General features: G+C 61.9%; 15 protein-coding genes and 1 pseudogene. 11 read left to right on the plus strand and 5 right to left on the minus strand.

Annotated elements, in window-relative coordinates; genetic code table 11:
• The first annotated feature begins 13 nt into the window (after positions 1–13).
• The 3 genes from HJB91_RS24480 (at position 14) to glpK (ending at position 3,753) form a co-directional block, all read left to right on the plus strand.
• Positions 14–295 carry a DUF2160 domain-containing protein gene (locus tag HJB91_RS24480; protein WP_064806467.1) on the plus strand — a complete coding sequence of 94 codons (282 nt, stop codon included), beginning with the start codon at positions 14–16 and terminating at the stop codon, positions 293–295.
• A gap of 77 nt (positions 296–372) precedes the next feature.
• Positions 373–2,097, plus strand: a complete 1,725-nt coding sequence (locus HJB91_RS24485) for an ABC transporter substrate-binding protein (RefSeq protein ID WP_210633699.1) — start codon at positions 373–375, stop codon at positions 2,095–2,097.
• A gap of 153 nt (positions 2,098–2,250) precedes the next feature.
• Positions 2,251–3,753 carry a glycerol kinase GlpK gene (glpK, locus tag HJB91_RS24490; RefSeq protein ID WP_210633701.1) on the plus strand — a complete coding sequence of 501 codons (1,503 nt, stop codon included), beginning with the start codon at positions 2,251–2,253 and terminating at the stop codon, positions 3,751–3,753.
• Here the strand turns inward: glpK and HJB91_RS30915 are convergent.
• Positions 3,698–4,368, minus strand: a pseudogene (locus HJB91_RS30915) (hypothetical protein); the annotation flags it as partial. The gene glpK and the pseudogene HJB91_RS30915 sit on opposite strands and share 56 nt — an antisense overlap.
• 149 nt (positions 4,369–4,517) lie before the next feature.
• Between HJB91_RS30915 and HJB91_RS24500 the strand changes: the two are divergent.
• Together HJB91_RS24500 and HJB91_RS24505 are read left to right on the plus strand one after the other, a co-directional pair.
• Positions 4,518–4,949 carry an antitoxin Xre-like helix-turn-helix domain-containing protein gene (locus tag HJB91_RS24500; RefSeq protein ID WP_221156024.1) on the plus strand — a complete coding sequence of 144 codons (432 nt, stop codon included), beginning with the start codon at positions 4,518–4,520 and terminating at the stop codon, positions 4,947–4,949.
• The gene (locus HJB91_RS24505) at positions 4,946–5,428 is read left to right on the plus strand and encodes an RES family NAD+ phosphorylase (RefSeq protein WP_210633704.1); all 483 of its coding nucleotides are present in this window, start codon (positions 4,946–4,948) and stop codon (positions 5,426–5,428) included. Before HJB91_RS24500 ends, HJB91_RS24505 begins: the two co-directional genes overlap by 4 nt.
• 62 nt (positions 5,429–5,490) lie before the next feature.
• Here the strand turns inward: HJB91_RS24505 and pdxA are convergent, their stop codons facing one another.
• The 4 genes from pdxA to HJB91_RS24525 all read right to left on the minus strand — a co-directional run bounded on the left by pdxA (position 5,491) and on the right by HJB91_RS24525 (position 10,149).
• Positions 5,491–6,474: a 4-hydroxythreonine-4-phosphate dehydrogenase PdxA gene (gene pdxA / locus HJB91_RS24510; protein ID WP_221156025.1), complete on the minus strand. Its 984-nt coding sequence runs from the start codon at positions 6,472–6,474 to the stop codon at positions 5,491–5,493.
• Positions 6,475–6,553: 79 nt separating this feature from the next.
• On the minus strand, positions 6,554–7,687 hold the full coding sequence (locus HJB91_RS24515) for an iron-containing alcohol dehydrogenase (RefSeq protein ID WP_221156026.1): 1,134 nt from the start codon (positions 7,685–7,687) through the stop codon (positions 6,554–6,556).
• Positions 7,688–8,041: 354 nt separating this feature from the next.
• Entirely contained in the window at positions 8,042–9,232 is a 1,191-nt protein-coding gene (locus HJB91_RS24520; protein ID WP_210633709.1) for an exo-alpha-sialidase, read from the minus strand.
• Between the two features lie 11 nt (positions 9,233–9,243).
• Positions 9,244–10,149, minus strand: coding sequence for a dihydrodipicolinate synthase family protein (locus HJB91_RS24525; RefSeq protein WP_210633711.1), 906 nt, complete (start codon positions 10,147–10,149; stop codon positions 9,244–9,246).
• A gap of 323 nt (positions 10,150–10,472) precedes the next feature.
• Here HJB91_RS24525 and HJB91_RS24530 point away from each other — a divergent pair, with 323 nt between their 5' ends.
• From HJB91_RS24530 to HJB91_RS24555, 6 genes are all read left to right on the plus strand, one after another.
• Positions 10,473–12,110 carry an ABC transporter substrate-binding protein gene (locus HJB91_RS24530; RefSeq protein ID WP_210633713.1) on the plus strand — a complete coding sequence of 546 codons (1,638 nt, stop codon included), beginning with the start codon at positions 10,473–10,475 and terminating at the stop codon, positions 12,108–12,110.
• 130 nt (positions 12,111–12,240) lie between these two features.
• Complete coding sequence (locus HJB91_RS24535; protein ID WP_221156027.1) at positions 12,241–13,197, plus strand: ABC transporter permease; 957 nt, start codon at positions 12,241–12,243, stop codon at positions 13,195–13,197.
• Between the two features lie 2 nt (positions 13,198–13,199).
• A complete protein-coding gene (locus HJB91_RS24540) occupies positions 13,200–14,159 on the plus strand; it encodes an ABC transporter permease (RefSeq protein WP_210633716.1) in 960 nt (319 codons plus the stop codon).
• On the plus strand, positions 14,156–15,163 hold the full coding sequence (locus HJB91_RS24545) for an ABC transporter ATP-binding protein (protein ID WP_210633718.1): 1,008 nt from the start codon (positions 14,156–14,158) through the stop codon (positions 15,161–15,163). Before HJB91_RS24540 ends, HJB91_RS24545 begins: the two co-directional genes overlap by 4 nt.
• Positions 15,163–16,155 (plus strand): ABC transporter ATP-binding protein, encoded by a 993-nt coding sequence (locus tag HJB91_RS24550; RefSeq protein WP_221156028.1) that lies wholly within the window; start codon positions 15,163–15,165, stop codon positions 16,153–16,155. Before HJB91_RS24545 ends, HJB91_RS24550 begins: the two co-directional genes overlap by 1 nt.
• Positions 16,152–17,216, plus strand: a complete 1,065-nt coding sequence (locus tag HJB91_RS24555; RefSeq protein WP_221147552.1) for a four-carbon acid sugar kinase family protein — start codon at positions 16,152–16,154, stop codon at positions 17,214–17,216. Before HJB91_RS24550 ends, HJB91_RS24555 begins: the two co-directional genes overlap by 4 nt.
• The last annotated feature ends 54 nt before the right edge of the window (positions 17,217–17,270 follow it).

Here is a 17,270-nt window from a genome sequence, read left to right on the forward strand (position 1 = left end):
GGAGGAGACGGCCATGAATTTTTCCTGGATGGCTTGGACACTGCCGACGGCGCTGTTCTTCCTGACGATCCTGGCGCTGCTGATAGCCATGAGCGTCTGGGAATATTTTTCGCCGGGCGGCACGCCGCGCACAGGCGTGCTGCGGTTCGAGACGACGCGCGGCGACCGGCTTTTCATTTCGCTGCTTGGGGCAGCATTCATTCATCTTGCATGGCTTGGGCTCGCTGGGCCCAACCTGTGGTGGGCTCTTGCTATTTCCGTAGTCTACGCCATTGGCGTGTTCCGCTACGTGTAACGGCAGGGAGAAGACAGATGGCCGGGGGTACTGGCCGCCTGAGACGTGACTGCAATCGCAAACCCTGGGAGGATATTATGCGACGGCACTTATTGACGACGACAGCAGGCTTGCTGCTGGCGATGACAGCATCGGCCTATGCCGGCATGGACGAGGCCAAGACGTTCCTCGACAAGGAAGTCGGTGATCTCTCGACGCTTACCCGCGCCGACCAGGAAAAGGAAATGCAGTGGTTCGTCGATGCCGCGAAGCCCTTCGCCGGCATGGACATTAAGGTCGTTTCCGAAACGATCACCACGCATGAATATGAATCGAAGGTGCTGGCTCCGGCCTTCACCGCGATCACAGGCATCAAGATCACCCATGACCTGATCGGCGAAGGCGATGTGGTGGAAAAGCTGCAGACGCAGATGCAGTCGGGCGAAAACATCTACGACGCCTACATCAACGACTCGGACCTGATCGGCACCCATTGGCGCTACCAGCAGGCCCGCTCGCTGACCGACTGGATGGCCAATGAAGGCAAGGATGTCACCAATCCTGGTCTCGACGTCGACGACTTCATCGGCAAATCGTTCACGACGGCGCCTGATGGCAAGCTTTACCAGCTGCCGGACCAGCAGTTCGCTAACCTTTACTGGTTCCGCTACGACTGGTTCAACGACGAGAAGAACAAGGCGGACTTCAAGGCGAAGTACGGCTACGATCTCGGCGTGCCGGTCAACTGGTCGGCTTATGAGGATATTGCCGAGTTCTTCACCGGCCGCGAGATCGACGGCAAGAAGGTCTATGGCCACATGGACTACGGCAAGAAGGACCCGTCGCTCGGCTGGCGCTTCACCGACGCTTGGCTTTCGATGGCCGGCAACGGTGACAAGGGCATTCCGAACGGCAAGCCGGTCGACGAATGGGGCATCAAGGTCGACGAGAACTCCCGTCCTGTCGGTTCGTGCGTCGCACGCGGCGGCGACACCAACGGCCCGGCAGCGGTCTATTCCATCCAGAAGTATCTGGACTGGATGAAGGCCTATGCACCGGCCGCCGCTCAGGGCATGACCTTCTCCGAATCCGGACCGGTCCCCTCGCAAGGTGAAGTCGCCCAGCAGATGTTCACCTACACGGCCTTCACGGCCGACTTTGTCAAGGAAGGCCTGCCGGTCGTCAATGCGGACGGCACACCGAAATGGCGCTTCGCACCAAGCCCGCACGGCGTCTACTGGAAGGACGGCATGAAGCTCGGCTATCAGGATGCCGGCTCCTGGACGCTGATGAAGTCCACACCCGTCGATCGCGCCAAGGCGGCCTGGCTCTATGCCCAGTTCGTCACTTCCAAGACTGTCGACGTGAAGAAGAGCCACATGGGCCTCACCTTCATCCGCCAGTCGACGCTCGATCATAAGTCCTTCACCGATCGCGCGCCGAAGCTCGGCGGCCTGATCGAATTCTACCGTTCGCCGGCCCGCCTGCAGTGGTCGCCGACCGGTACGAACGTTCCTGACTATCCGAAGCTCGCGCAGCTGTGGTGGCAGGCGATCGGTGACGCCTCTTCCGGCGCCAAGACGGCGCAGGAAGCGATGGACTCGCTTTGCTCCGAGCAGGAAAAGGTGCTGCAGCGCCTGGAACGCGCCAAGGTCCAGGGCGATATCGGTCCGAAACTCGCCGAAGAGCATGATCTCGCTTATTGGAATGCGGATGCGGTAAAGAAGGGCAACCTGGCACCGCAGCTGAAGATCGAGAACGAGAAGGAAAAGCCGCTGACCGTCAACTACGACGAGCTCGTCAAGAGCTGGCAGAAGAAGTAAGGCGGACCCGGCCGGAGGCGACGAGGCCTCCGGCCATCACTTCCTGCCACCGGCAGCAAGCCGGTGGCATCCCACAATCTTTCTCTCATCAAACCCGGCGTCCTGCCGCTGAGCGGCAGGCTGAGCGGTTTCGTGCGAGCCGGAGATGGATGTATGAGCGGCTATATTCTTTCGATCGACCAGGGCACGACGTCTTCACGCGCCATCATCTTCGATGGCGACATGAAAATGGCCGGCTCGGCGCAGGCGGAGATCACCCAATATTATCCGCAGCCCGGATGGGTGGAGCATGACGCCGCCGAAATCTGGCAGTCCGTCGTCGACACGGTGCGCAGCGCGATCGCCGATGCCGGCATGAACGCCGCCGCGATCGCGGCGATCGGCATTACCAATCAGCGTGAGACGGCAGTCGTCTGGGATCGCAAGTCCGGCGCGCCGCTTCACCGCGCTATTGTCTGGCAGGACAGGCGCACGGCCGAAATGTGCGAGAGCCTGAAGGCCGACGGATATGAGAAGCTGTTCAGTGCCAAGACAGGCCTGCTGCTCGATCCCTATTTCTCCGGCACGAAGCTGCGCTGGCTGCTCGACAATGTCGATGGCCTGCGGGAAAAGGCGGAGGCGGGCGAGGTCTGCTTCGGCACGATCGACAGCTGGCTGATCTACAAGCTGACTGATGGTCGCGTGCACGCTACCGATGCGACCAATGCGTCGCGAACGCTGCTCTATAATATCGATGACGGGGCATGGGACGAGGAGCTTCTCGGCATTCTCGGCATTCCCTCCGCCATGCTGCCCGAGGTCAGGGAATGCGCCGATGATTTCGGCCGAGTCGACGAGGCGCTGTTCGGCGCCGCGCTTCCGATCCTCGGTGTCGCCGGCGATCAGCAGGCTGCGGCCGTCGGCAATGCCTGTTTTGATCCTGGCATGATGAAATCCACCTATGGCACCGGCTGCTTCGCTCTGCTGAACACCGGCCGGGATCGCGTTTCCTCCTCCAACCGGATGCTGACGACCATTGCCTGCCGGCTCGACGGCGAAACGACTTATGCGCTCGAAGGCTCGATTTTCATTGCGGGTGCGGCCGTGCAATGGCTGCGCGACGGCCTCGGCATCATCAGCCAGGCTTCCGAGGCAGGGGTTCTTGCGACCAAGGCGGACCCCGGCCAGCAGGTCTATATCGTTCCGGCCTTCACCGGCCTCGGCGCGCCCTATTGGGATCCAGCCGCGCGCGGCGCGATCTTCGGCCTGACGCGCAACAGCGGGCCGGCGGAATTCGCCCGCGCCGTGCTTGAATCCGTCGCCTACCAGACGCTCGACCTGCTCGTTGCGATGAAGAAGGACTGGGGCGCCAACCAGTTGGAAACCGTCCTGCGTGTCGATGGCGGCATGGCCGCGTCCGACTGGACGATGCAGTGTCTGGCGGACATCACGGGAAATCCCGTCGACCGCTCGGCGATCCGCGAGACGACGGCGCTGGGAGCCGCCTGGCTCGCCGGCTCGAAGGCCGGCATCTGGCCCGGCAGGCGGGAGTTTGCACAGGCCTGGGCCTGCGACCGCCGCTTCAATCCCTCGATGGAGGAAGGCGAGCGGCAGACCAAGATCATCGGTTGGAAGAATGCCGTGTCGCGCATGATTTCGGACACGGCGGCAGGATAGCGGCGAGATCGATGCCGTGGGTGTCAAACCACCAATCCGCACTCATGGCGGAATAGCGGTCGCGAAGGCGCAGATATTTAACGCGGAGCCGCTTCTGGCGTTCGACTTCGTCCTTAAAGAAGGGATGGTCGAGCGTGCCGCCCATCTTATGGATGCGGCGGAGCAATTTCCGCAGAACATATCCCTGTTCCTTGTTGCCCGGCCGATAGCCGCTTTCCACGATTGTCGTGACGGTCTCGCACAATGTCTCCAGCGCATCGCTTTGCGGCGTGCCGTTGACGATCATATCGAGACGTTCCCCGCCGAAGCCGACGTCTATGCAGCTTCTGAGCGGATTGACGATGTTTCCGATCTCGACCCCATCTTTGTAGAACGCGGTGCAGTATCCCGTGATGCTGCCATCGCTCCAGATGCATTGCGAATCTGGAACGACGGGCACGCGCCCACTATAGAACGGCGTCCATTCAAGCAGGTGGTCCGGATGGATCGTTACGTGATCCGGCGTGATGCCCAGTGGTCCAGAAACGCAAGCCAGAAGTCGATGGCATCGCCGACTGTCATTTCTCTAAGCGAAAAAAGGCCAAGCATGGTGAAGTGGAGAAGATGAGTCCCGTCTGGATCAGGCGTCCCGCGGTGACATAGGCAACCTCCTTCGCTGTTCGTGTCTTTCTGCAACATAGCGGTATGACGCGCATGCAGACAGGCTATTGAACATTGGCTCATTTGAGACTAAATATAACCTCAAGTGAATTGGAGCCAATTGCATGACCGGATTTGCAGTCGTTGCCGATGTTCTCGGCTTGCCAGCCAGGGAGCCGGCCTCGCGTTCGGCCTTCGGGCTGCTTTCCAGCATCGAGGAGGGATTGCCGGTCAAGGCGCTTGACCGGATGGCGCTGCTTCTCGCCCCGAGCGATGCGCAGTTCAAGTACCGACTGGTGCCGAAGGCCACCTATGAGCGGCGCAAGTCCAAGCATCGGCTTTCCTCCGACGAGGGCATAAAGCTCGCTCGCCTCGCGCGCGTCTGGGGGCTGGCGCTCGATGTCTGGCAAAGCGACATCGAGGCGCGAGATTTCCTGTTCCGCCCCCATGCGATGCTGGAGGACAGGCGGCCGATCGACGTCGTTATCCAGAGCGAAATCGGCGGCGAACTCGTTCTCGATATCCTCGGAAGCCTGAAATACGGCAGTGCTGCGTGAGCGCGCAACGCCTGGATCGCACGCTGACATCTGTCCGCATCGGAGATCCTGACGGAACCTATCCGATCTTCGACGCCACCGGCTCGACCATCGCGCCGGGGCGGTGGAATACGGCGGGCAGCCCGATCATTTACACGAGCGAACACTATTCGACGGCGCTTCTCGAAAAGCTCGTGCATGGCAGCGGGCGGCTGCCGCCCAACCAGCATTATGTCACCATCACCATACCGCGCGGGGTTAGCTACGAGGTTTTCTCCGAGCCCGCGCTCTCGGGCTGGGACAGCATGCCGGCCAGCGTTAGCAAGGACTTCGGCGAAGGCTGGTGCCAGGAGAAGCGCAGCGCTATCCTGCTGGTGCCGAGCGTCGTCGCCCGCGTCGACCGCAACGTGCTGATCAATCCGGCGCATCCGGAATTCTCCTCGATCACGGCGAGTCTCCACGAGCCAGTGTTCTGGGATCGCCGTCTGTTCGGCATGTGACGCGGCAGCAGGAAAACGTTTCCCCCGAGCAATGGCGCTGTCGCTCCTCTCTAATGTTGCGATCAGGTCTTCTGGCGCGGCGAGCGGGCCATCAGCCTGGCATAGGCAATAGCCGACAGCATGTTGACGTGATTGGCTTTGCCGGTACCGGCGATGTCGAAGGCGGTGCCGTGATCGACCGAGACGCGGTCGATCGGCAGACCGAGCGAGACGTTGACGGCCGTATCGAAGGCAACGAGCTTGATCGGTATATGGCCCTGATCGTGATACTGGGCAATGACCAGATCAAAGGCGCCGTTATAGGCGCGGGCGAAGACCGTGTCGGCGGAGATCGGGCCGACAACGTCGATACCCCTGGCCTGCGCCTGCTCGACGGCCGGCGCCAGGAATTCCATGTCCTCGGTGCCGAACAGGCCATTTTCGCCGCAATGCGGATTGAGGCCAGCGACGGCAATGCGGGCCTTCTTGCCGAGGCGCAGGAAATGCCTGTGGCCGGCTTCGATGGTGGCGAGCACCCGCTCGGTCTTGGCGCGTTCGATCGCGCCCTTTAGCGAGATATGGGTCGAGACATGGATGGTGTTCAGCCGCTCGGAAGCAAGCAGCATGAAGGAGCTCTTCGAGCCTGTGAGGTGTGCGAGAAGCCCGGTATGGCCGTCATGGTGATGGCCGGCAAGGTTCATCGCTTCCTTGTTGATCGGGGCGGTGACGATGACATCGGCCTGTCCCGACATGGCGAGATCGACGGCGCGGGTGATGTAGCGTACCGAGGCATCGCCGGCGACCGGGCTCACCTTGCCGATCTCGGGCAGGGCGGCGCCGAGCGAGACCTCATCGACCGCGATCCTGTCGCCGGCGGCCTCGGCGGGTCCGAATTTCAGGCCCGAGCCGGTAACACGATCGGCCCGCTCCAGCGCTTCCACATTGCCGACGATAACGAAATCGCGACGCTCTTCGCTTGGAAGAGCCGCCAAGGCCTTGACGATCACTTCGGGGCCGACGCCGGCGGGATCACCGAGTGTCACGGCGACTTTCGCATTCCTGTCCATCAATCGAGTTCCTTCTGAAACCGTTGCTTAGGTCCGAAGCATGATGTCGAAAACCGCCCACTCTTTTCGGCATCATGCTTTAAAAGGCGGCCGCGTAAATCGAGCGAATGTCGGCGCGGGTTAGATCGCGCGGATTGTTGTCGAGCAGCCGGCGAATGGCAAAGGCGTCATCGACCATCGCATCGAGATCGCTTTCCGGCACGCCTAGGCCGGAGAGCTTCATTTCGATGCCGAGTTCGGCGCAGAAAGCGTAAGCCGCATCGAAGACGGAGGCGATGTTTTCCGCGGTTTCGTAGCCGAGCGCTGCCATCACCGCTTTCGTCTTCTCCGCGGCTGCCGGCGTGTTGAAGGCGAGAACATGCGGGAAGATCAGAGCATTCGCGGCACCATGAGCCACGTGCCAGCGCGTGCCGAGAGGGTAGGCGAGAGCATGGCCGCCGGCAGTATTGACCGGGCCGAGACAGAAGCCGCCGTAAAGGGAGGCGAGCGCGAGACCGGCGCGCGCCTCCGCGTCGCCGCCGTTCTTGACGGCACGGGCAAGATATCTGCCGACGAGCCGCGTTCCCTCGATCGCATAGATGTCGACCATCGGATGGGCTTTGCGGTTGGTGAAGGCTTCGACACAATGGGCCATGGCGTCGACGCCGGTTGCGGCGGTGGTGCGCGCCGGCACGCTGAAGGTCAGCGCCGGATCGACGATGGCGATGTCGGCCAGCATATGAAAGCTTTCAACGGCGAGCTTCGCCATCGTCTTGGGATCGGTGACGAGCGCGCGGATGCCGGCCTCGCTGCCGGTGCCGGACGTCGTCGGCACCTGGGCGAGCCCGACTTTGCGCGGGCCGTTGACCTTGTTCGGACCGACAACCTCGTGCAGCGTCTGCGTCGAGCCGGCAAGAACGGCGGCGAGCTTTGCCAGATCCATGGCGCTGCCGCCGCCGAAGCCGACGATCAACTCGGCATCGGCGGCGTTAGCCACTCCCAATACTTTGTCGAGGTTGGCCGTATCCGGCTCGGGCGTCACCTCGGAAAACACCGTGACCTCGCCCTTCAGTTCCAGCACATCGATGCGCGAAGCGTTGAACGCATCCGAGATCACAAGCGTGCGCCTGTAGCCCTTTTCGGCAGCCCATCTGCCGAGCTTTCCCGCCGTGCCGATGCCGAACTCGATCAAATGCGGCCGAACTATCGTGATTGGCGAACCCAAGCTGGCCATGAATCAGTCCTCCCTGCGGATCTTGCGGCAACAGTGTCGCCCTCTTTAATGTAAAGTTGTAATGTCAATGTCAAGTCGGCATTCCAGAGGGCTGAAAATTTTGTCGCCTGATATCGGAACGTTGAAGCTCTCATGCGGAGAGAATATACATAAACATCAGTTAAATCTGCAGGTTATCGGATCTCTGTCTTTGAATTCCAATAATCCGCTCAGGCCGAACCTGCCTATCGTATGTTCGAGGAGCCAGTCGAACTTGTTATCAAGCTCAAGCCGTTCGACCGGTCGAAGCCGTTGAATCCCGCGTTCTTCTCCCTCTCCGGACGCAGATTTACAATTGCTCAGCCGCCGCCTCGCTTACGGCAAGGATTGCGGGGCGAGGCGCACATATTTGATGGCGCGCCGATAGTATGTGTAGGCGATATGGAGTGTGCCGTCGCCGCCTTGGACGACTGAGGGATAGGAGAATTCGCGGTTCAGCGAATCCTTGGAATTGTTGCTGAGGCAGAAGCCATCGCCGGTATCGAGATCCATGCGATGCGGAAAGCTCTTGCCGCCATTCCTCGATATCGCGAGGCTCAGCGGCGCACGCGGGACACCCCAGACCGCCTTGCGGCCGACATCGGAAGCAGGAACGGTAGCTGTCGCTCCGGCCTCGTCGCCCTCGATTTCATCGTAGAGAGACTGGCGCCGTGCATCCGACATGGCTGCATTCGAATGGTTATAAACCATTGCAATCGCTCCATCATCCAGGACTGTGGCCTGGATCGAGGAATTGTTGTTCGGCAGGTCCGTGGGCTCCGGAGCGCTCCACGTCCTGCCGCCGTCGTTCGATCGGCTGGAAAGAACGGTCTCGGCGAAACGGTTGCGGTAGAAGGCGATCATCTCGCCGCCGCCGAGTGGAAGGATGTTCATGTGCACGGCGCCGATGCTGTCGGGAACGTCGTTCATCTGCCAGCTCGCGCCGCCGTCGCGCGAGATCAACACCGCTGCCGTATCGGCGTCGCCGCTCCAGCGCCGGCCGTCGAGGCCGACGCAGCGGAAGATTGGGAGCAGCCATTCGCCTCTGTCGTTCACGACGATCTGCTGGCGAACGAAGGTACCGGGGCTGTCGCAGAGGATACGGACCGGGCCGAACGTCCGGCCGCCGTCATCGGAGATCCGGCATTTGACAACGGAGCCGTCCTGATTGCCCGAGGTCTGCGAGGTAAAAAGCAGCCATGTCTTTCCGTCAGGAGCATTGAAAATCAACGGGTTCTGCTCGGATTTCTCCGGATCGTCGCTCATCTTCTCCGGTTCGGACCAGCGCTCGGAGCCCGGCGCCAGCCGCGACATGTAAATGGAGATATCGCCCATGCCCTCCATAGTTCCGCCGAACCAGACGCAGGTCAGCGCGCCATCGGGCAGAAAGGCGAGATTTGCCGCGTGGTTCTGGATGCAGGGCGAGGGCAGATAGGTGTCTGCGCGGCCCTCGACAGCGGGGTGGGCTGTGATGGCCCCGGTCATCAGGGCGGGAACGGCTTCGGGGGGCAGTCCGGTAAAGCGCATGGCGGGTCTCCTCAGGGCAGCTTGGCGTAGCTCTCGGCGAGTGCGGCATAATCCGCTTCGCTGAGCGGCATTAGTGGTGCGCGGGTGCGCCTCCATGCGGGATTGCCCGTCTTCAGCCCGACCATTGCCTTGATGGCCGGGATCTGGACGTAGGAGTTGGAAAGTGTGCGGTAAGCATTGATGCGCGCCTGCGCCGCCTCGACTCCGCTGGCGCGCCTCTCGTCGTGGACATGGTCGTAGACCGTGCGCAGTGAATCTGCCACGAGATTGGAGGTCGCAGTGATGCAGCCCGCGCCGCCGGCCTTCAAGAGCGGCAGCAGCAGGGGATCGGCGCCCGCCAGGACGGAAAAGCCGGGATAGGCAGCGATAATGGCCTGCATGTTGTTGAAATCGCCCGCAGATTCCTTGATGCCTACGACGGTTTCCGGGAAAGCGGCAATCAGCCGGCCGATCAGCGGAATGGAGAGCGGCACACCCGAGACCTGCGGGATATGATAGAGGATGACCTGCAGTCGCGTGTCGGCGACTTTCTCCAGCACCTGCGAATAGGCGGCAAAGAGGCCGTCGTCTGAGACGCCCTTGTAGTAGAAGGGCGGCAGCATCACCACCTTGGTGACGCCGAGCGACAGGGCGTGCCGGGTCAGTTCGACGGTCTCCGGAATGGCGACGACGCCCGTTCCCGGCAACAGCTTGTCGGAAGGAATGCCGGCCTCCAGCGCCGCTTCCAGAATGGCGCGCCGCTCGCCTCCGGAAAAGGAATTGGCCTCACCCGTTGTGCCGAGCAGGGCCACGCCATGACATCCCTCGGCCAGCAGCCGTCGGCAATGATCGGTGAAAAGGCTGAGATCCGGCGTATTGTCCGCGGTCAGCGGCGTTGCGGCCGCGCTGAAAACGCCTGTAATCCTGTGATGGCTCATTCCGCCCTCCCTTCGGCGCGCCTTGTCTTGCCGATCCGTCGAACCGTCCGACAGCACATGCGATTGTCATTTGTCTGTGGCGATGGAGTGCAAAGAACTTTTCCATCGCGGCGCTTTTGTCAAGAAGACAAAATGAGTGACTGCGGAGGCGAAATATTATCTAACTGTAATTATAGTGTTATTTTTATCAGATAATTTTCGTCGGATTAAAATCGCGTTTTTTTGTTGACATATTTACAATAACGAGGGAACGATATGACAGGGATTATGCTGCGCCTGGAGGGTGCAGGGAGAGTGCTGCCGATTAATTGTGGGAGGAATGCATGTCTTTTGATCAATCTGACAAAACCAATCTATCACGTCGCAATGCGTTGAAACTCGGCCTCGCCGCCGGCGTCGGCCTTACCGTCTTCGGGATGAATGCCCGCATCGTGCTGGCGGACGAAGGCCAGGTCCTGAAAGTCGCGCATCCGGCTTTCGACCAGGACTGGTCGCCGCTGCGTGGTGGCGGCAGGACCTTCCGCTGGAACGCGATCTGGTGGGCTTCGCCGATGTATTTCGACAGCCAGGGCAATCTCAAGCCCTATGTCTTCACCAGCTGGGAATCGGCCGACAACATCGTCTGGACCTTCAAGATCGATCCCAAGGCCGTCTTCTCCGACGGCAGCAAGATTACCTCGGCCGACGTCAAGGGGTCGTGGGAAGTCGCCTCGATGCCGAACACCAAGAGCCAGCGCGCCGACCAGGTGCTGAGCAAGGTCAAGGGTTATGCCGAGATCGCCGCCGGCTCCGGCAAAGAGCTGACCGGTGTCGCGACTCCCGACGAAGGAACGGTCGTCGTGACGCTCGCCGGCGCCGATCCGATCTTCTTCATGCGCCTGGCAAACCACATCGCGCCGATCACCAAGGCGTCGCAGTCACGCGGTAGCGACGGCGAGGAGGTCATCGATTGGTACAAGCCCGACAGCAAACCGGTCTTCTCCGGGCCTTTCAAGCTGACGAGCCTCGATATCGACGCCGGCAAGCTTACTTTCGAGCCGAATGAACATTTCTTCGGGCCGAAGCCGAAGCTTGCGCGCATCGAGATCACCTCGATCGAGGACAATGTCACCGCGACCTCGCTGATCAACTCGGGCGAGTTCAACGCCCATACAGAGCTCGTCACCTCGACCATTATTCAGGACCTTGGCCCGGAATTCTCGGCCGGCCCGCTGATCCCGACCAGCCAGCATTTCTGGTTCAATATCTCCCGCGCGCCGATGGACGATCCGAAGGTCCGCCAGGCGCTGATCATGGCGGTCGACCGTGATGGCCTGTTCAAGGCTTCTTATCCCGATGGGCCGCACAAGAAGGCCGACCAGATCCTCAACTCGGTTCCAGGCGCGGAGAATTCCGGCTTTGAACCTTTTCCCTACGACCCGGAAGGCGCCAAGAAGCTGCTCGCCGAATCGAGCTACGGCGGTCCGGAGCGGCTGCCGAAGATCATGTTCGTCGGCATTTCGGCGCCGGCGATTGAGGCGGCGGCCCAGTTCATCGCCGAGCAGTGGCGCCAGAACCTCGGCATTACAGCGGTTGACATGAAGCCGCAGCAGGACGCCTACGCCGGCCCGGACCAGAACTCGGTCCAGATCTTCCGCGACGACGTCGGCACCCGCGTTCCCGATGCCGTTTCCTATCTCACGGGCTGCATCGCCTCGACCTCGTCGAATGCGCAGAACAAGCTCGGCGGATACAAGAACGACAAGGTCGACAGCGCCCTTGCCGAAGCGGCGACCAAGGCTGCGGACGATCCGCAGCGCATCGCTCTCGCCCAGCAGGCGCAGAAGGCCTTCCGCGACGATTGGGCCTTCATTCCGTGGTATTCTCAGGCGATGTCGCGCTGGGCCACCAAGGAGGTCAAAGGCCTCGATAAGAACCTCGACTGGCAGGTTGTCGAACCCTGGAACATCTCCATCGGTTGATCTCGGAAAGCCCTGTTGGAATTGACAATGAGCGCGCGAGGGCCTTGCGGCCTTCGCGCAAGTTTCAAGAAGAGATGCGATCCGTCAGGCTGATGAGGGAAACGCATCGTATAACAGGTGGGAGGTGGCCTTGCTGCGCTACGTGCTAACCCGGTTTGCCATCTGGATTCCGTCCGTTCTCGTGGTCATGCTGGCTGTCTATGCGCTGGCTTTTTACGGCGCCGGCGACCCGATCAAGCTGATCTTCCTGCGCGCGCCGGGCGATGTCGCCTACAATCCGCAGCGCATCGAAGCCATTCGCGAAAGCGCGGGTCTCAACAGGCCCTTCATCGAGCAGTTCGGCCTTTACATCTGGAACCTGCTGCACGGCCAGTTCGGCAACTCGCTGACATCGGGCCGCGCCGTCTGGGCGATGGTCTCGGCCGCTGCGCCTGTCTCCTTCCAGCTTGCCCTCTGTTCCATCATTCTGACCGCCGTCGTCGCGATCCCGCTCGGCATGATCGCCGCGCTGAACCAGAATTCGCGCCTCGACTACGCCATTCTGGGCTCCGCGCTTTTCCTTTGGGCGATCCCAGCCTATGTCGCCGGACCACTGCTGATGGTCGGCCTCATCGTGCTGCTGCCGGGCGTGAAAGTGCCCTATGGCTGGGGCGGCATCCTCGATATCAGAATCCTGCTGCCGCTGATCGTCCTCTCCTTCCAGCCGATCGCACTCATCGTGCGCCAGACCCGTGCCGCCGTCATCGAGGTGCTGTCGGAGGATTTCGTCAGGACCGCCCGGGCCAAGGGCGTGCCCGAAATCATCGTCGCGCTGCGTCATATTCTGCGGCCGGTGCTGACGCCCGTCATCACGCAGCTCGGCCTGATCATGATTACGATCGTCAACGGCGCGATCTTCGTCGAACTCGTCTTCGGCCTGCCGGGTCTCGGCCGGCTGACGGTACAGGCGCTGATCAATTCCGATTATCCCGTCATCCTGGCGATCACGCTGATCGGATCGTTCCTGGTGATGGTGTCGAACCTGCTGGTGGACGTGCTCTATCCGCTGCTCGACCCACGCGCCAACGATGCAAGAAGGAGCCGCTGACCATGTCCGCCATCCCTCTTTCCACCGCCGAAACCGTCGACGAGCCGCCGGTCAGCCTGTGGCGCGATGCCTGGCATCGGCTGCGGCGCAACAAGCTCGCCGTCTTCGGCCTCGTCATCGTCCTGATCCTCGCCTTCACGGCGATCCTCGGGCCTTATCTCACGCCCTATGATTATCTCAGCCAGGACCTCAGTGCCCGCAACGCGCTGCCGTCGATGAGCCATCTCTTCGGAACCGACGACCTCGGTCGCGACGTTTTCAGCCGCGTTGTCTTCGGCACGCGGACCGCGTTCCTCGTCGCCGTCATCGTCACCTTCTTCGCGGTGCTGATCGGCTTGACGCTCGGCGCGGTGGCCGGTTTCTTCGGCAATCCTTTCGATCGCGCCATCATGTGGCTGACTGACGTGACGATGTCGGTTCCCAACCTGCTGCTCGTCGTCGTCATCAACGCGTCGCTGAAATCGCCGATCACCCGGTGGATGGAGGCGCGCTACCTCGAGACCCTCAACCCCTTCTACCGCCAGACCATATGGGTGGACTTCATCCTCGTCTTCGGGTCGATGGCGCTGATCTCCTGGCCGCCTTATGCCCGTCTGGTGCGCGCCCAGGTGCTGTCGATCCGCAGTCGGCCCTACATCACCGCGGCCCAGGCGCTCGGCCTGTCGAACTGGATCATCATCAAACGTTATGTCGTGCCGAATGCGCTTGGCCCGCTGATCGTCTCGGTCAGCGCCGGTCTCGGCACAGCGATGGTGCTGGAAAGCGCCTTCAGCTTCTTGGGTGTCGGCGTCAATCCGCCGACGCCGAGCTGGGGCAACATGATCTCGGACGGCCTGCGCGTCTGGCAGCATTATCCGCATCTTCTCGCCGCTCCGGCGGCCGTGCTCGGCCTCGCCTCGGTTGCCTTCAGCTTCCTCGGCGACGGCCTCAACGACGCGCTCAACCCGCGGGGCGGCAAATGATGGATACGAAAAGCACAGAACGCCTGCTCGATGTCAGGGGTCTTACCGTCGAGATCGATGGCCGCAACGGCCCGGCCGTCGTCGTCGACGGCATCGATCTCCACGTTGACAAGGGCGAGACCCTCGGCGTCGTCGGCGAATCCGGCTGCGGCAAGAGCCTTACCATGCTGAGCCTGATGCGGCTCCTGCCGAACAAGATCAAGGTCGCCAGGGGATCGGCGACCTTCGACGGCCGCGACCTGCAGACGATGTCGAACGGCGAGCTGCGCAAGGTGCGCGGCGGCGATATCGGCTTCGTCTTCCAGGACCCGATGACCTCGCTCAATCCCGTCATGCGCGTCGGCGACCAGATCTGCGAGCCGCTGATCTATCACCGCAAGATGAAAAAGGCGCAGGCCCGCGCCCGCGCCGTCGAGCTTCTGCGCCTGGTCGGCATTCCCGGTCCGGAAGAGCGCCTGCAGGCCTTTCCGCACGAACTATCAGGCGGCATGCGCCAGCGCGTGATGATCGCCATCGGCCTTGCCTGCAATCCCAAGCTCCTGATCGCCGATGAGCCGACGACGGCACTCGACGTCACCATCCAGGCCCAGATCGTCGGTCTGGTGAAGGATCTGCGCGCCAAGCTCGGCATGTCCGTCGTCTGGATCACCCACGACCTCGCTTTGATTGCCGGTCTCGTCGATCGCGTCGCCGTGCTCTACGCTGGCACCGTCGTGGAAGATGCGCCGGTGGACGAGCTCTATGCTCGTCCGAGCCATCCCTATACGCGCGGTCTGCTGTCCTCGATCCCGAAACTGTCGGATCCGCCGGCAAGCCGGCTGCGCTCGATCGGCGGCACCCCACCGGAGCCCGGCCGCCGGCCGAAAGGTTGCCCCTTTGCGCCGCGCTGTCCGCTTGTAGAGGCGGTCTGTCACGAGAAGGTGCCACGGCTCGAACCGCTGAGCGGCAGCAGCAATCATCGCGCCGCCTGTTTCGTCGTCCAGAGAATGCAGGAGGCTGCGTGATGACTGTTCAACCGCTGCTCAAGATCGAAAATCTGGTCAAGCATTTCCATGTCAAGCTCGGTGCTTTCGGTGAGCGGTCGGCGACGGTCTATGCGCTCGACAATGTCGATCTCGACATTATGGAAGGCGAGACGCTGAGCCTTGTCGGCGAATCCGGCTGCGGCAAATCGACGACCGGTTTCACCATCCTCAATCTCTATAAGGCGACCAGCGGCAAGGTCGTCTACAAAGGCCAGGACCTGGCCACCCTCGACGAGAAGCAGATGCGGCCTTTCCGCCGCGACCTGCAGATCGTCTTCCAGGACCCGTATTCGACGCTCAATCCGCGCATGACCGTGGGCGAAGCGATCGGGGAGCCGATCCTCTTCCATAAGCTCTGCGCCAAGGCCGAGCTGAAGGAGAGGGTGGCGACGCTGCTCACCGATGTCGGCTTGCCCACACGCTTTGCCCAGCGCTATCCGCACGAGCTTTCCGGCGGCCAGCGTCAGCGCGTGGTCATCGCCCGCGCGCTCGCCTGCCAGCCGAAATTCATCGTCTGCGACGAGGCGATCTCAGCACTCGACGTGTCGATCCAGGCGCAGATCATCAACCTTCTGCTCGATCTGCAGGAGAAATACGGGCTGACATACCTCTTCATCGCCCATGATCTCGCTGTCGTGCGCCACATCAGCACCCGCGTCGGCGTCATGTATCTCGGGCGGCTGGCCGAACTCGCCACCCGCGAGGAGCTCTTCGACAATCCGCTGCATCCCTATACCAAGGCGCTGCTGTCGGCCGTTCCGGAGACCGATCCGGAACTGGAGCGCACCCGCCAGCGCCAGATCCTGCAGGGCGACGTGCCGAGCCCGCTGAACCCGCCGGCCGGCTGCCGTTTCCACACGCGCTGCCCGATCGCAATGGATGTCTGCAGCAAGGTCATCCCGGCCTGGAAGGAAGCCAGGCCCGGCCATCTCGTTGCGTGCCACGCCGTCAACACGGAGCAAATCGCATGACGCTGAAGGCTGCGATCATTGCCGACGATTTGACCGGCGCGCTCGATACCGGCACGCCCTTCGTCGAAGCCGGCCTTTCGGTCGTCGTCGCGATTGATATGGAGGCGGCCCGGGAGGCGGTCGCCATCGGTTGCGATGTCGTCGTCGTCAACACCGCCTCCCGCGCGCTGGATGAGCGTGAAGCCGCCGAACGAGTACACTCGGCGGCGGAGGTCTTTCGTGGCGAGAAGCCGGCGGTCGTCATGAAGAAGATCGATTCCCGGCTGAAGGGCAATGTCGCGGTGGAAAGCATGGCGCTGGCGAAGGCATTCGGCCTTAAGACCGTCCTCGTCGCGCCCGCCATTCCCGATCAGGAGCGTTTGACCTACCGGGGCTGTGTCGTCGGCCGCGGCATCAACCGGCCGCTGCCGATCGCTGAGCTGTTCAAAACTGGCGCGGACCGCATTGTCGTTGCAGATGCCGAGGACGATGTCGATCTTGACCGGATCGCCGAGGGTCATGACTGGCAGACGACCCTTGCGGTCGGCGCACGGGGTCTTGGCGCCGCACTTGCGCGCCACCTCGGCGAGAGAGGTCCATCGACCAAGAGGGAATTTGCAGCAAGCCCGCGGACCCTGTTTGCCTTCGGATCGCGCGATCCGATCACTGCCGCTCAGATGAACCGGCTTGAAAGTGCAGGCGCCTTGCGCATGGTAGTGGACGCGCCGATGGGCGAGATCGAATGTGGAGAGGGTCTGGCGCTGCCGGTGCTGTTGCGTTGCACAGGCGATATGGCGGCCGATGCGCGGCTCGTCGCCCGCAGCTTTGCGGCAGGCGTCAAGGCTGTCATCGACGACACGAGGCCGGATATGCTGATGGTCGGCGGTGGCGATACGGCTCTTGCCGTTTTCCGTATACTGGGTGTGAGGGTATTGACGCCCAAGGGCGAGATCGAGGCGGGCATTCCCTGGTTCGATGTGACGGCCGCCGATGGCCGGCTATTTCGGTGCGCCGTCAAGTCGGGGGGCTTCGGCAAGCCTGATAGTCTGCTAAAACTGGTTCTTCGGAATCAGGCGGCATAGAACAGGATGATTTAGGCCAACCAGCCTAAATCATCCTGTTCTAAATTCTGTAGT

The organism is Rhizobium sp. NLR10b, assembly GCF_019685435.1.
Lineage (GTDB): Bacteria > Pseudomonadota > Alphaproteobacteria > Rhizobiales > Rhizobiaceae > Rhizobium.